At 72.2% G+C, this 11,512-nt stretch carries 12 protein-coding genes and 1 riboswitch; of the genes, 6 read left to right on the plus strand and 6 right to left on the minus strand.

The window, feature by feature from the left end:
• The first annotated feature begins 38 nt into the window (after positions 1 to 38).
• Both KTR66_RS23155 and ccmI read left to right on the plus strand, forming a co-directional pair.
• Complete coding sequence (locus KTR66_RS23155; protein ID WP_213616946.1) at positions 39 to 527, plus strand: cytochrome c-type biogenesis protein; 489 nt, start codon at positions 39 to 41, stop codon at positions 525 to 527.
• A complete protein-coding gene (ccmI, locus tag KTR66_RS23160; RefSeq protein WP_249732385.1) occupies positions 527 to 1,318 on the plus strand; it encodes a c-type cytochrome biogenesis protein CcmI in 792 nt (263 codons plus the stop codon). Before KTR66_RS23155 ends, ccmI begins: the two co-directional genes overlap by 1 nt.
• A 15-nt stretch (positions 1,319 to 1,333) precedes the next feature.
• Here ccmI and KTR66_RS23165 read toward each other — a convergent pair whose 3' ends face one another.
• From KTR66_RS23165 to KTR66_RS23180, 4 genes are all read right to left on the minus strand, one after another.
• Complete coding sequence (locus KTR66_RS23165) at positions 1,334 to 3,556, minus strand: tetratricopeptide repeat protein (protein WP_213616950.1); 2,223 nt, start codon at positions 3,554 to 3,556, stop codon at positions 1,334 to 1,336.
• A 25-nt stretch (positions 3,557 to 3,581) separates the two neighbouring features.
• On the minus strand, positions 3,582 to 4,607 hold the full coding sequence (locus KTR66_RS23170; protein WP_213616952.1) for a GDP-mannose 4,6-dehydratase: 1,026 nt from the start codon (positions 4,605 to 4,607) through the stop codon (positions 3,582 to 3,584).
• 124 nt (positions 4,608 to 4,731) lie between these two features.
• Positions 4,732 to 5,565, minus strand: coding sequence for a cytochrome c oxidase subunit 3 (locus KTR66_RS23175; RefSeq protein WP_213616954.1), 834 nt, complete (start codon positions 5,563 to 5,565; stop codon positions 4,732 to 4,734).
• A 128-nt stretch (positions 5,566 to 5,693) separates the two neighbouring features.
• Entirely contained in the window at positions 5,694 to 6,293 is a 600-nt protein-coding gene (locus KTR66_RS23180; RefSeq protein WP_213616956.1) for a cytochrome c oxidase assembly protein, read from the minus strand.
• Positions 6,294 to 6,363: 70 nt separating this feature from the next.
• Positions 6,364 to 6,473: riboswitch (SAM-I-IV-variant riboswitch) on the plus strand.
• Between the two features lie 42 nt (positions 6,474 to 6,515).
• On the opposite strand from KTR66_RS23180, the gene KTR66_RS23185 reads away from it, so the two are divergent.
• Complete coding sequence (locus KTR66_RS23185) at positions 6,516 to 6,800, plus strand: hypothetical protein (protein ID WP_213616958.1); 285 nt, start codon at positions 6,516 to 6,518, stop codon at positions 6,798 to 6,800.
• On the opposite strand, the gene KTR66_RS25150 is transcribed toward KTR66_RS23185, so the two are convergent.
• A complete protein-coding gene (locus tag KTR66_RS25150) occupies positions 6,769 to 6,897 on the minus strand; it encodes a hypothetical protein (RefSeq protein WP_256437659.1) in 129 nt (42 codons plus the stop codon). The two genes, KTR66_RS23185 and KTR66_RS25150, sit on opposite strands and share 32 nt — an antisense overlap.
• Positions 6,894 to 7,814 (minus strand): heme o synthase, encoded by a 921-nt coding sequence (locus tag KTR66_RS23190; protein WP_213616960.1) that lies wholly within the window; start codon positions 7,812 to 7,814, stop codon positions 6,894 to 6,896. Before KTR66_RS23190 ends, KTR66_RS25150 begins: the two co-directional genes overlap by 4 nt.
• 149 nt (positions 7,815 to 7,963) lie before the next feature.
• Between KTR66_RS23190 and KTR66_RS23195 the strand changes: the two genes are divergently transcribed.
• From KTR66_RS23195 to KTR66_RS23205, 3 genes are all read left to right on the plus strand, one after another.
• The gene (locus KTR66_RS23195) at positions 7,964 to 8,863 is read left to right on the plus strand and encodes a LysR family transcriptional regulator (RefSeq protein WP_213616962.1); all 900 of its coding nucleotides are present in this window, start codon (positions 7,964 to 7,966) and stop codon (positions 8,861 to 8,863) included.
• Positions 8,864 to 8,933: 70 nt separating this feature from the next.
• Entirely contained in the window at positions 8,934 to 9,848 is a 915-nt protein-coding gene (locus KTR66_RS23200; RefSeq protein ID WP_213616971.1) for an NAD(P)-dependent oxidoreductase, read from the plus strand.
• Between the two features lies 1 nt (position 9,849).
• Entirely contained in the window at positions 9,850 to 11,376 is a 1,527-nt protein-coding gene (locus KTR66_RS23205; RefSeq protein WP_213616964.1) for an aldehyde dehydrogenase family protein, read from the plus strand.
• The last annotated feature ends 136 nt before the right edge of the window (positions 11,377 to 11,512 follow it).

Raw genomic sequence — 11,512 nt, forward strand, 5'->3', positions numbered from 1 at the left:
CGCTGGGCCATGCGTCCGGTGGGGCGGCGCCGGCCGCTATGCGGCCGGATTCTCGTTGGGCTGGCCCGTTGCTGCTGGCGTTCGCGCTGCTGTGCGTCTCCCCCGCCTTCGCCCAGATCGGCGACACCACCTATCGCCTGCGGGACCCCGTGCAGGAGCAGCGGGCGCGCGAGATCGGCAAGGAGCTGCGCTGCCTCGTCTGCCAGAACCAGTCCATCGAGGACAGCGATGCCTCGCTGGCGCGGGACCTGCGCCGCATCGTGCGCGAGCAGGTGGAGCGGGGTGCGAGCAACGAGCAGGTGATGGCCTTCGTGCATGAGCGCTACGGCGATTTCGTGCTGCTGCGGCCGCCCTTCAAATGGAGCACGCTGCTGCTCTGGGCCACGCCGGCGCTGGCCCTGCTGGGCGGGCTCTTCGCCATCTGGCGGGCGCGCCGCGTGGCGGCCCCGGCCGGCATCGGCCCCCTGGAATTGACCGAGGCCGAGCGCCAGCGCCTCGCCGCTTTGCAAGGTGACCCCAAGGCGTGATGTGGTTGGCTTTGGGCCTGGTGGCCGCGCTCATTCTCTCGCCGCTCGCCTATACGGTGCTGCGGCCGCCCCGCCCGCGCGGCCGGGGTGAGGCCGATGTGGCGCTGTTCCATGCGCAGCTCGCCGAACTGGAGGCGCAGCGCGCCGAGGGTCGCCTGGATGAGGCGGCCTACAAGGCCGCGACGGTCGAGGTGCAGCGCCGCCTGCTGGCCGCTCCCGCGCCCGAGGCGCTCAGCGTGCCGGGCCGGCCCTCCATCCTGCTGCTGGCGGCCCTGGTCCTGGTGCCGGTGGTCGGCGTGACGCTCTATGTCGAGCGCGGCTTCCCCGATATGCCCTCCGCCACGCTCGCCGTGCGGCAGGAGGCCGATGCGCAGGACGAAGCGATGCTGACGCAGCTCCGCTCGCGCCTCGCGACCGCCGACCCGAACACCCAGGTGGGCCGCCAGGGCTTCATCCTGCTCGGCAATGCCGAGCGCAACCGCGGCCGTCTCGCGGAAGCCGCGGCGGCCTGGGAGAAGGCGCTGAGCGGCGGCTTCGATGTGGGGCTGGCCGGCGACGTGGCCGAGATCGAGATCGAGCTGAACCGGCCGGAGAATGCGCTGCGCTGGCTCACGCGCGCGCTCGCCGTGCAGCCGCAGGACCCGCGGCTGCGCTTCCTGGCCGGGCTGGCCGAGGCGCGGGCCGGGCGCAGCGCGACGGCGCGCGCGATCTGGACGCAATTGCTGGCCGAGGCGCCGGCGGATGCGCCCTGGCGCAACATCGTGCAGGAACGGCTGAACGGCCTGAACTGACGACCGCGCGCCCTCTCACCCGGCGCGGGAGAGAAGCACGCCCGGCGCTTCCGCACGGCCACGCCGCGCGGCCTCGCGATGCAGCCCGCAGAGCCATTCCTCTCCCCCCGGCGGTGGCGCCTCGACCCGCGCGACCCAGCCTGTCGCGGCGGCGGCGCCCTCCGGCAACAGCCTGAGGCGCGGGTCGAGGGCGGCCAGGGCGCGCAGCGCGGCCGTCAGCGCCTCGGGCCAATCGGGCTTCACCGCCAGCAGGCATTCGAAGGGCGCCGCCGTCCCGCCCAGCACGCGATGGATGATGCTGGAAAGCGCCTCGGGCGGCGCGGCAATGACGATCGACGTGAAAGGTGTCGCCAAGGACATGAGGGCATCGGCCCGGCGCCCGCTGTCGCGCCGTGCCGAGGGCGGCGGGAGGGCCAGCTCGGGGCATTCGAAGCCCTGCGGCACGGGAACGGCCTCGGCCGTGCGGAGCCGCGACAGGGGGCGTGGTGGGCGCAGCAGGAGGGCTCCCGCCCCCTCGATCCGCAGGACCAGCTCCAACCCGGCCGCCTCCCGCTCGAGGCCGTCAGGCGCGAGGTCGAAGCGGTGCAGGGCGGGGCGGAGAGGGGGCTCGATCCGGGCCAGCTCACGCTCCCCGGCTTCCGCCCCTCCTGCGTCGGTGCGGCGCAAGACCAGCACGAGCCCCGGGCCTGGCGCCCAGGCCTGGGTTTCCAGCGCCATGCGGAGCGGATCGCGGCTGGCGAGGACGAAGCCGATCTCCGCCCCACTTCCTTCCGCACGGAGCAGCAGGCCGTAGCCGGGCAGGTCGCCCGGGCGGAGCTGTCGGGGCTCGGCCGGCGTCACCATGGCGCGCCCGCCCATGCCCAGGGCGCGCCCGCCCATGCCCAGGGCACGCAGGCGCAGGCCAGGGAGAGGCCAGGCCGCTTCAGCACCGGCCCAAGCCTCCAGCGGGCCGGGCCAATCGCGCAGCTCCGCATGCACGAGGGGCGAGGCCAGCGCCTGTTCCGTGGCGGGGGTGAGGGATTGTTCCAGCGTGCGGATCCGCGCCCGCCCGGCCGGATCGTCCGGCACCGCATCCAGCAGGCGGCGCCAATGGGCCAGCGCTGCACGGGGCGCGCCGACCGCCTCCGCCGTGAGGGCGAGATGGCGCAGCAGCTCCACATCGCCGGGCCGCTGCCGCACCGCCTCCGCCGCCTCCTGCAGCGCCTCGGCCTGGCGCTGCAGCGCGATGAGGCTGCGCGCGCGCTTCGTCACGCGCTCACGGAAGGCGGCGTCATGCGGGCCGATGGCACGCCACGTCTCGATCGCGGCCTCATGCCGGCCCAGCGCCGTGCTCGCCCGCGCCAGGATCAGCGTCGCGCGCTCATGGCCCGGATGGTCGCGCAGCACCGCGCTCGCCAGGCGCTCGGCCGGCTCCAGCTCCTGCTGGGCAAGATGGATGCGGGCGCGGATGGAGAGCAGGTCCGGGTCATCCGCGTAATCCAGCAGGGCGGCCTCGAGCAGGCGCACCGCGCCCGCGAGATTCTGCTCGGCCTCCGCCTTGCGGATGGCGGCGAGGTGGCGGCGCCGGCTCATGCGCGCCACGGGCTCCACGGAGGGGGTCGGCGTGGCAGGACGGACCTGACCCACGCCGAGCGTCACCGCGCCCAGCGTCCATTCGCCGTGACCGCCCACGGCACGCAGCTCAAGCCGCGCGCCCTCGGCGAGGGGTGGCTGCAACCGGGCGAGGTCGAAGGCAAAGCCGTGCGCGCCATCGCCGATGCCGGCCCGGGCCAGCTCAAGCCGGCGCAGGCCGGCCGGCTGCCGGGCCAGGACCTGGCCGTCCTGCACCAGTTCCACCGTCACGCGGTCGAGCGGGCGGGCCGCGTCCCAGACCCAGCCGCTGCAATGCCCCCCCACGATGCCGTGCAATTGGCCACGCAGCATGTGCAGCCGGGCCGGCAGCGGCAGGGAGAGACGATCCAGCTCGATCTGGATCCACAGCTGCTCCGCGATGAGGCGCACCTCATGCATCGCGCCGTCCTGAACCGCGATGGGCAAGGCATACTCGAAGCCACCACCCCCCTCGCCGAAGCCGATGGCCTCGAGGTCGGGCCGCGGGAGATCGCCGCGCACCTCGGCGAGGGGCTGGCCGTCGAGGAGGATCCGGCCGGAAAAGCGGCGGAGCGGATCATCCGGATCCCAGAGCCAGCCGCGGAGCTTGCCGTCGAAGACCCCGTCGATGCGTCCACGCAAGGCCATCTAGCCGCCCCTCATGGTCGCGCCGTCACGCCGTTCGCCGCGCCAGGGCCAGCCGCTCATCCGCGAGAATCTCGGCCAGCAGGGCATCGATGTCGGTGGCGGGCTCCCAGCCCAGCAGGCGGCGCGCGCGCGAAGCGTCACCCAGCGGGCCGCGGCAACCGGGCGCGGCCGGGTCCAGGCGGACCAGCACCCGCCCGGTGGCGGAGCAGAGCCCGGTCTCGGCCCAGCCCGTGCCCTGCCAGGCGAGCGGCGCTCCGGCCAAGGCGAAGATGCGCTGGACCACTTGCCGCAGCGTGTGCACCGGCCCGCCGGCGAGCACGAGGTCACCAGGCTCGGGCTGCTGGAGCATGCGCCAGGCGGCCTCGGCATGGTCCCGCGCATGGCCCCAGTGCTGCGCCAGGTCCAGCGCACCGAGAGACACGGCCGGCGCATCGCCCCGGGAGAGGGCGAGCGCCCCGCGCGCGATATGGCGCAGCAGCGTGTCCGGCGCCGCCCGGGCGCTCGCATGCGGGAAGGCGATGCCGCTGGAGGCGTGCATCCCGTGGCGCTCGCGCGCCGTCGCGATCAGCCAATAGGCCTGCAGGCGCGCGACGCCGTTCGGGGATTCCGGAGCGAAGCCGGCCGCCTCGTCGGCGGGGGTGGCGCTGTCCGGCGCGAAGATCTCGTAGCTGGAGCCCTGGAAGAGGCGGATGCGCCGGCCAGGGTCGTGCAACCGCACCGCATCCAACAGGCGTTGGGTGCCAAGCGCATGCAGGGCCGCGGCATTCTGCGGCGCGCGGCCGGCGGCGAGGCTCATGCCGGCGAGGTTGTAGATTTCTTCGGGCCGCACGCGCTGCAGAACGCGCAAAAGGCTGCCGCCCTCCGTCAGGTCTCCGTGATGGAGGTGCAGTTCGGCGCCCTCGGCGATGAGAGAAGCGAGATTGCCGAGATTGGGGACGGAGGTGCGGCGGCGCAGACCGTGCACCGCATAGCCCTTCCGCAGCAGAAGTTCGGCGAGGAAGGATCCGTCCTGACCGGTGATGCCGATGATCAGCGCGACAGGGCGGGGCATCTCAACTCCGAAAGGAAGGCGCGCCGGAAATGCGGCGAGCCCGAAACGTCACTTCCGATACCTGAGGTTGTGGATCCGCGCCAGCGCAGGAAGAGCGAGGCGCCCCGCGCCCCGCCCGCCATGCTCAGTGATGCGCGATTTCGCCCGCGCCGAAGATGTAGATGGACACGAAGAGGAACAGCCACACCACGTCCACGAAGTGCCAGTACCAGGCGGCGGCCTCGAAGCCGAAATGCTTCTCCGGCGTGAAGTGGCCGGCCATGGCGCGGAACAGGCAGACCGCGAGGAAGATGGTGCCGACGACCACATGGAAGCCGTGGAAGCCGGTGGCCAGGAAGAAGACCGAGGGATAGATGCCGCCCGTGAAGTGGAAGGGCGCCATGCTGTATTCCCAGACCTGCAGCCCGGTGAAGGCGATGCCGAGCACCACGGTGAGTGCCAGGCCGACGACGAGGCCCTTGCGGTCATTGTGCAGCAGTGCGTGGTGCGCCCAGGTCACCGTGCAGCCCGAGAGCAGCAGGATCATGGTGTTCAGGAAGGGCAGGCTCCAGGGGTCGAAGGTCTTGACCCCGGCCGGCGGCCAGATCGCCGTGGCGGCGCCGGAGACGTGCTCCGGATAGAGGGCGAAGTGGAAATAGGCCCAGAAGAAGGCGACGAAGAACATCACCTCGGAGGCGATGAAGAGGATCATGCCGTAGCGCAGGCCGAGGCGGACGACGGCGGAGTGCAGGCCCGGCGTGCGGCTCTCCTTCAGGACGTCACGCCACCAGCCGAACATGCAGGCCAGCACGGCCACGGCACCGACGCCCAGCACCCACTGCCCGCCGCCATGCGCCAGCACGATGATGCCGAAGAGCATGATGCCGGCGGAGAAGGCCGAGAGGATCGGCCAGTAGGAGGGCTCCACCAGATGGTAGGGGTGCTTGTAGGGGCTTGCGCCCTCGGCGTTGCTGGCCATCGCTCGTCCTGCGTCTTGTCCCCCGGAATGCGAGAGGGCCCCGGGCGTTGCGGCGCACAATCCCGGAAAACGCGGTGCGGATCAAGGGTGGGGCGGCGGGAAAGCGGTGGAATTGCGCCTGAAAACCGTTACCGCCGCGCCCCCACATGCGGGCCGGCATTGGCCAGGGCGCCGCTGCGCTCCGCATCGTTCAGGCTGCGGAAGAAGGTGTAGTTGATGCTGATGGTGCGGATGCCGCGCGTCGCCGGGTCTTCCGCGATGCGCGGGTCCACCCAGAAGGCCAGCGGCATGTCCACCGACTGGCCGGGCTCGAGCGTCTGCTCCTCGAAGCAGAAGCAGGCGGTCTTGTGGAAATACTTGGCCACCACATCGGGCGTGACGTTGTAGGTCGAGATGCCCGTCACCGGCGCGGTGCCGGTGTTGCGCGCGACGTAGAAGGCCAACGCCTCCTCGCCCACGCGCATCTGCATCACGGGCTGCTGCGCCTCGAAGCGCCAGGGCAGGTTGGGGTGTGTCTGCGCGTTGAAGCGCACCGTGACCATCGCGGTGCCGGGCGTGGCCGGTGCGGCCTGGCCGATCATCGGCGTGCCGCCGAAGCCGGTGACACGGCAGAAGAGGTCATAGAGCGGCACGGCCGCGAAACTCACCCCCACCATGAAGGCGACGAAGCCGAAGGCGGCGAAGCCGAGGCGGCGGTTCTTCCGGGCGAGAGCCTCTTGCGGGGTCATGGCGGTGAATTGGCCCCTTCCCGCCGGGCGCGCAAGCCTCTTGCCCGGCCGTTCCGGCGCCGCTATGCGGAAGCTGCATCAAGAGTTGGGCCGGCGCCCAACGCCAACCTGCCTTCCCGGGCAAGGTGGCGCCCTCCGCAAGGGGGGGATGTGGCCGTCCCGGCAACCAAGCGGGCCTTCCACAGCACAAGCGCCGTCTCCGCCTCGGACAGGAGACCACGCATGTTGAACGCCCCGCACGACCTCTCGCCCTGCCTCGCGCCGGGTGACTTCGCCATCCATCTGGGCGGCCGCGAATGGGCCGACCGCACCGGCCGCACCGCCTGGGCGGAGTTCTACCTCGTGCTGCATGCCGGCGATGGCGGCTGGACCCATCTCTGCCGCGCGGCACCCGGCGCGCGGCTTGAACTGGTGCTGGTGGAGGCGCGGCCCGGCGATGCGCGCGACGCGCTGCGCGAGGCGTTCTTCGCGGGCGTCAGTCCCGCAGCAGCCGCGCGATCGAGATGAAGTAGAACAGCACCGAAAGCCCCGCGAGTGCCGCGAGAATGGCCCAGTTCCGCGCCCGGCGACGGCGCTCGAAGATCGCCTTCTCCTCGGGCGTCATGCGAGCAGCAGCCGATCCAGCGCCAGCGCGCCAAAGAGCAGGAAGAGGTAGGAGATGCTGTATTTGAAGCAGCGCTTGGCCGGCATGTCCTTGGTGAGCGAGACACCGGCCTCGTCCTGCTCGTCGCGCCAGGTGAGCCAGGCGTGGCGCAGGAAATTGGCGCCGAGCAGGGCAGCGACCACGCCATAGACCCAGGTGTTGAAGCCCATCAGCCAGGGGGCGAGCGTGAGCGGCACCAGCAGGACCGTGTAGATCACCACCTGCTTGCGCGTCTCGCGCGCGCCATGGGTCACGGGCAGCATGGGCACGCCCGCGCGCTCGTAATCCTGGTGCGCCCAGAGCGAGAGCGCCCAGAAATGCGGCGGCGTCCACATGAAGATGATGGCGAAGAGCACCAGCGGCAGCGGCTCGATGCTGCCGGTGACCGCGACCCAGCCGATGAGCGGCGGGAAGGCGCCGGCCGCGCCGCCGATGACGATGTTCTGCGGCGTGCGGCGCTTCAGCCACATGGTGTAGATCACGACATAGAAGAAGATCGAGAAGGCCAGCACGCCCGCCGCGAGCCAATTGGTGGCCAGCGCCATCAGCACGACCGAGCCCACCGCCAGCAGCACGCCATAGGTCAGCGCGGCATCGGCGCTGATGCGGCCGGTCGGGATGGGGCGCTTGATGGTGCGGCGCATCACGCTGTCGATGTCGCGGTCGTACCACATGTTCATGGCACCCGCCGCACCCGCGGCGACCGTGATGCACAGGATGGCGGTGATGGCGAGGACAGGGTGCATCGCGCCGGGTGCGACCAGCAGGCCGATGATGCCGGTATAGACCACGAGGGTCAGCACACGCGGCTTGAGCAGCGTGATCCAGTCACGCACCTCGGAGGCGCCGGCAATGTCTGTCGTGGTCACGTCACTCATCGAGGGTCCTCAACGGAGGGGTTCCCCTCCCGGTCCTTTTTTCGCGCTCTGCTTCGTGGGCGTTCGATGGCCCGGAGCGGCCTCAGCGTCAACCCGGATTGTGCGGGGGCCGACCCGCGCCGGCGCGAATCCTGTTAGCCTCGGCCCGGATGACCCATGACCGCGCCCTGCGCTACTTCCTGGCCGTCGCGCGCGCCGGCTCCATCCGGGGCGCGGCGGAGGCGCTGAACGTCGCCGCCTCGGCCATCAGCCGGCAGGTGGCGGAGCTGGAGGCCGGCTGCGGCGCCGTGCTGCTGGAGCGCCTGCCGCGCGGCGTGGCGCTGACCGAGGCGGGGCGGATCGTGGCCGAGCACGCCGAGCGCCAGGCCGACGATGCCGCCCTGCTGGCCGAGCGGCTGGGGCGGCTGCGCGGCGTCCAGGCCGGGCAGGTGCGCCTGTGCTGCGGCGGCGGCTTCCTGACCGATCTGGTGGAGAATGCGCTGGCCGGCTTCGCCGCGGCCCACCCCGGCATCACCTATCAGGTGGCCCTCGGCGGCACCGACCGCATCCTGGCCGCGGTGGCGGAGGGCGAGGCGGATCTGGGGCTCGCCTACAACCCGCCCGCCCATCCGGCGCTGCGCTCCCTGGCCCATGCCCGCCAGCCGCTGGCGGCCCTGCTCCGGCCGGGTGATCCGTTGCGCGCGGCCTCCAGCCTGCGGGCCTTCGCGGCGGCACCCTGCGCGGTGCTGCCGCCTGACCATGGGGTGCGCCGGCTGCTGGGCCGCGTCGAGGCGGATGGCGGGTTCCGCCTCAAGGTGCGGCTGGAGACGCCCTCCGTCGAGTTGCAGCGCCGCTTTGTCCTGGGGGGCATGGGCGTGACCTTCCTGCCCGCATTCGCCGCCGCCACCGAGGTGAAGGCGGGCCAACTGGTCGCCGTGCCGCTGGCCGATCCGCTGCTGGCCGAAGCGACCACGCATCTGCTGGTCCGGGCCGGGCGGCGCCTGCCGGAGGCGGTCGAGGGCCTGGCCGCCCGGGTGGCGACGACGCTGGAGGCCTTCCGCCCCGGTTGAGCCTTTGCGTTGCCATAACGCGAACGCTCTGTTCCATACTCTCGGCTTGTGGCAACGCACCGCCGGTTCGATGCTGGCCCCGGCATCAGCACGGAGCAGCCGCATGGAGATCAGGACGGTCGGGGTCGTCGGCCTCGGGAATATGGGGCTCGGCATGGCCGCGACGCTGGCGGGCAAGGGCTTCACCGTCCTCGGCACCGATCTGAGCGCCGCGCGGCGCGCCCCGGCCGAGGCGGCGGGCGTGCGCTTCCACGCGGAGTTGGCGCCGGTGCTGAACGGCGCGGATGCGCTGGTCTTCTCCCTCCCCTATGCGCGGGACGTGGAGGCGGTGGTGACCGCGCCGGGCGGGCTGCTCGAACGGCGGGACCGCAAGGTGGTGGTGATCGACACCTCCACCTCCGACCCCGTGACCTCGCGCCGGCTGGCCGAGCGCCTGGCCGAAGCCGGGCATGGGCTGCTGGACGCGCCGGTCAGCGGCGGCCCGGCGGGGGCCGCGGCGGGGACGATGACCATGATGATCGGGGGCGCGGAGGACGATCTCGCACTGGTGCAGCCCGTGATCGCGGCCATGTCGGGCACGGCGGTGCATGTCGGGCCCTCCGGCGCGGGGAACATCGCCAAGCTCGTGAACAACATGCTGGTGGCAGCGCATCTGATCACGACGGGCGAGGCGATGCGCCTTTCCGAGGCCGCGGGCCTGCCGGCGGAGGCCGCGCTGAAGGTGGTGAACGCCGCCACCGGCCGCAGCGCAGTGAGCGAGTTGATGCTGCCGCGCTGGGTGCTGAGCGGCAGCTTCGACAGCGGCTTCTCGGCCGGGCTGATGCGCAAGGATGTGGGCCTCGCCGCCGAACTCGCCGCCGCCACCGGCACGCGCCTGCCGCTCTCCGAGGCCGTGGCCCGGATCTGGGCCGAAACGCGGGGCGCGATCCCCGATGCCGAGGATTTCACCCGCATGGCGGATCACCGGATGGAAAGGGAGTATTGAGATGACCGAGACCGCCGCACGCATCCAGGAATTGCTCGCCGCCCTGCTGCCGGGCGGCCAGGTCGGCAGCTTCGTCGCCGGCGAGATCCTGCCGGGCACCGGGGAAAGCCTGGCGCTGGTGAACCCCGCCGATGGCCGGGCCTTCCTCGCCTATGCCGATGCCGGCGCCCCGGTGGTGGAGGCCGCGATGGACGCCGCGCGGGAGGGACAGCGGGCCTGGTGGCGCATGACCGCCTCCGCCCGCGGCCGCGCCATGTGGGAGGTGGCGCGGCTGATCCGCGCCGAAGCACCGCGGCTCGCCGAGCTGGAGACGCTCTCCGCCGGCAAGCCGATCCGCGACACGCTGGGCGAGGTCGCGCGCGTGGCGGAGATGTTCGAATATTACGCCGGCTGGTGCGACAAGCTGCATGGCGAGGTGATCCCCGTCCCCACCAGCCACCTGAACTACACCCGGCCCGAGCCCTTCGGCACGGTGGTGCAGATCACGCCCTGGAACGCGCCGATCTTCACGGCCGGCTGGCAGATCGCACCCGCCATCTGCGCCGGCAATGCGGCGGTGCTGAAGCCCTCCGAGCTCACGCCGCTCACCTCGCTGGCGCTGGGCGCGATCTGCGACCGGGCCGGGCTGCCCAAGGGCCTCGTTTCGGTGCTGGCCGGCGCGGGGCTGACGACGGGGGCGGCGGCGGTCGGCCATCCCGAGACGCGGCTTGTCGTCTTCGTCGGCTCGGCGGCGACGGGGGCGGCGATCGCGGCGCAGGCGGCGCGCAACATCGTGCCCTGCATCCTCGAGCTGGGCGGCAAATCGGCGAACATCGTCTTCGACGACGCCGATCTCGGCCGCGCGCTGCTGGGCGCGCAGGCGGCCATCTTCGGCGGCGCCGGGCAGAGCTGCGTCGCGGGATCGCGCCTGCTGGTGCAGCGCGGCGTGCGGGACCGCTTCCTGGAGCGCCTGGCCGATGCGGCGGGGCGCATCCCGGTCGGCGCGCCGACCGACCCGGCGACGCAGATCGGGCCGATCAACAACCTCCGCCAGTTCGAGCGCATCACCGGGATGGTGGAGGCGGCGCGGGCGGCGGGTGCGCGGCTCGCGGCCGGCGGCGGCTGCCCGGAGGCGCTGCGCGGGACGGGCGGCTTCTATTATGCGCCGACCATCCTGGACGGCGTCTCACCCACGGCCGAGATCGCGCGGGAGGAGGTGTTCGGACCCGTGCTCGCCGCACTCACCTTCGAGACGGAGGAGGAGGCGATCGCGCTCGCCAATGCCACGCCCTATGGCCTGGCCGGCGCGGTCTGGACGCGGGATGTGGGGCGCGCGCATCGCGTGGCGGCGCAGGTGCGCGCCGGCACCTTCTGGATCAACGCCTACAAGACGATCAGCGTGATGTCGCCCTTCGGCGGCTTTGGCCAGAGCGGCTTCGGCCGTTCCTCGGGCCGCGAGGCGCTGATGGCCTATACCCAGACCAAGAGCGTCTGGACCGAGACGGCGGCGGAGCCGGTGGCCGCCTTCGGCTATGCCGATCTGGGGTGAGGCGGAAAGAAGGCCTCCGGCGGCTGGGGCCTCAGGCCCTGTTCAGACTGGGAAGATGTTTGACGGGTGTTCGGGGACATCCCTGACGGTTTTGAGGATGGCCTTAGGGCCTCTGGTGTCAATCCATCCGAGATCG

Origin of the sequence: Roseococcus sp. SDR, from assembly GCF_019083995.1 — a bacterium.
Taxonomy (GTDB): Bacteria; Pseudomonadota; Alphaproteobacteria; order Acetobacterales; family Acetobacteraceae; genus Roseococcus.

What these genes read in the sequence shown, in the direction of transcription:
- KTR66_RS23155 (WP_213616946.1), top strand. Translation starts at nt 39, where the DNA reads ATGCGGCCGGATTCTCGTTGGGCTGGCCCGTTGCTGCTGGCGTTCGCG.
- ccmI (WP_249732385.1), top strand. Translation starts at nt 527, where the DNA reads ATGTGGTTGGCTTTGGGCCTGGTGGCCGCGCTCATTCTCTCGCCGCTC.
- KTR66_RS23165 (WP_213616950.1), bottom strand. Translation starts at nt 3,556, where the DNA reads ATGGCCTTGCGTGGACGCATCGACGGGGTCTTCGACGGCAAGCTCCGC.
- KTR66_RS23170 (WP_213616952.1), bottom strand. Translation starts at nt 4,607, where the DNA reads ATGCCCCGCCCTGTCGCGCTGATCATCGGCATCACCGGTCAGGACGGA.
- KTR66_RS23175 (WP_213616954.1), bottom strand. Translation starts at nt 5,565, where the DNA reads ATGGCCAGCAACGCCGAGGGCGCAAGCCCCTACAAGCACCCCTACCAT.
- KTR66_RS23180 (WP_213616956.1), bottom strand. Translation starts at nt 6,293, where the DNA reads ATGACCCCGCAAGAGGCTCTCGCCCGGAAGAACCGCCGCCTCGGCTTC.
- KTR66_RS23185 (WP_213616958.1), top strand. Translation starts at nt 6,516, where the DNA reads ATGTTGAACGCCCCGCACGACCTCTCGCCCTGCCTCGCGCCGGGTGAC.
- KTR66_RS25150 (WP_256437659.1), bottom strand. Translation starts at nt 6,897, where the DNA reads ATGACGCCCGAGGAGAAGGCGATCTTCGAGCGCCGTCGCCGGGCGCGG.
- KTR66_RS23190 (WP_213616960.1), bottom strand. Translation starts at nt 7,814, where the DNA reads ATGAGTGACGTGACCACGACAGACATTGCCGGCGCCTCCGAGGTGCGT.
- KTR66_RS23195 (WP_213616962.1), top strand. Translation starts at nt 7,964, where the DNA reads ATGACCCATGACCGCGCCCTGCGCTACTTCCTGGCCGTCGCGCGCGCC.
- KTR66_RS23200 (WP_213616971.1), top strand. Translation starts at nt 8,934, where the DNA reads ATGCTGGCCCCGGCATCAGCACGGAGCAGCCGCATGGAGATCAGGACG.
- KTR66_RS23205 (WP_213616964.1), top strand. Translation starts at nt 9,850, where the DNA reads ATGACCGAGACCGCCGCACGCATCCAGGAATTGCTCGCCGCCCTGCTG.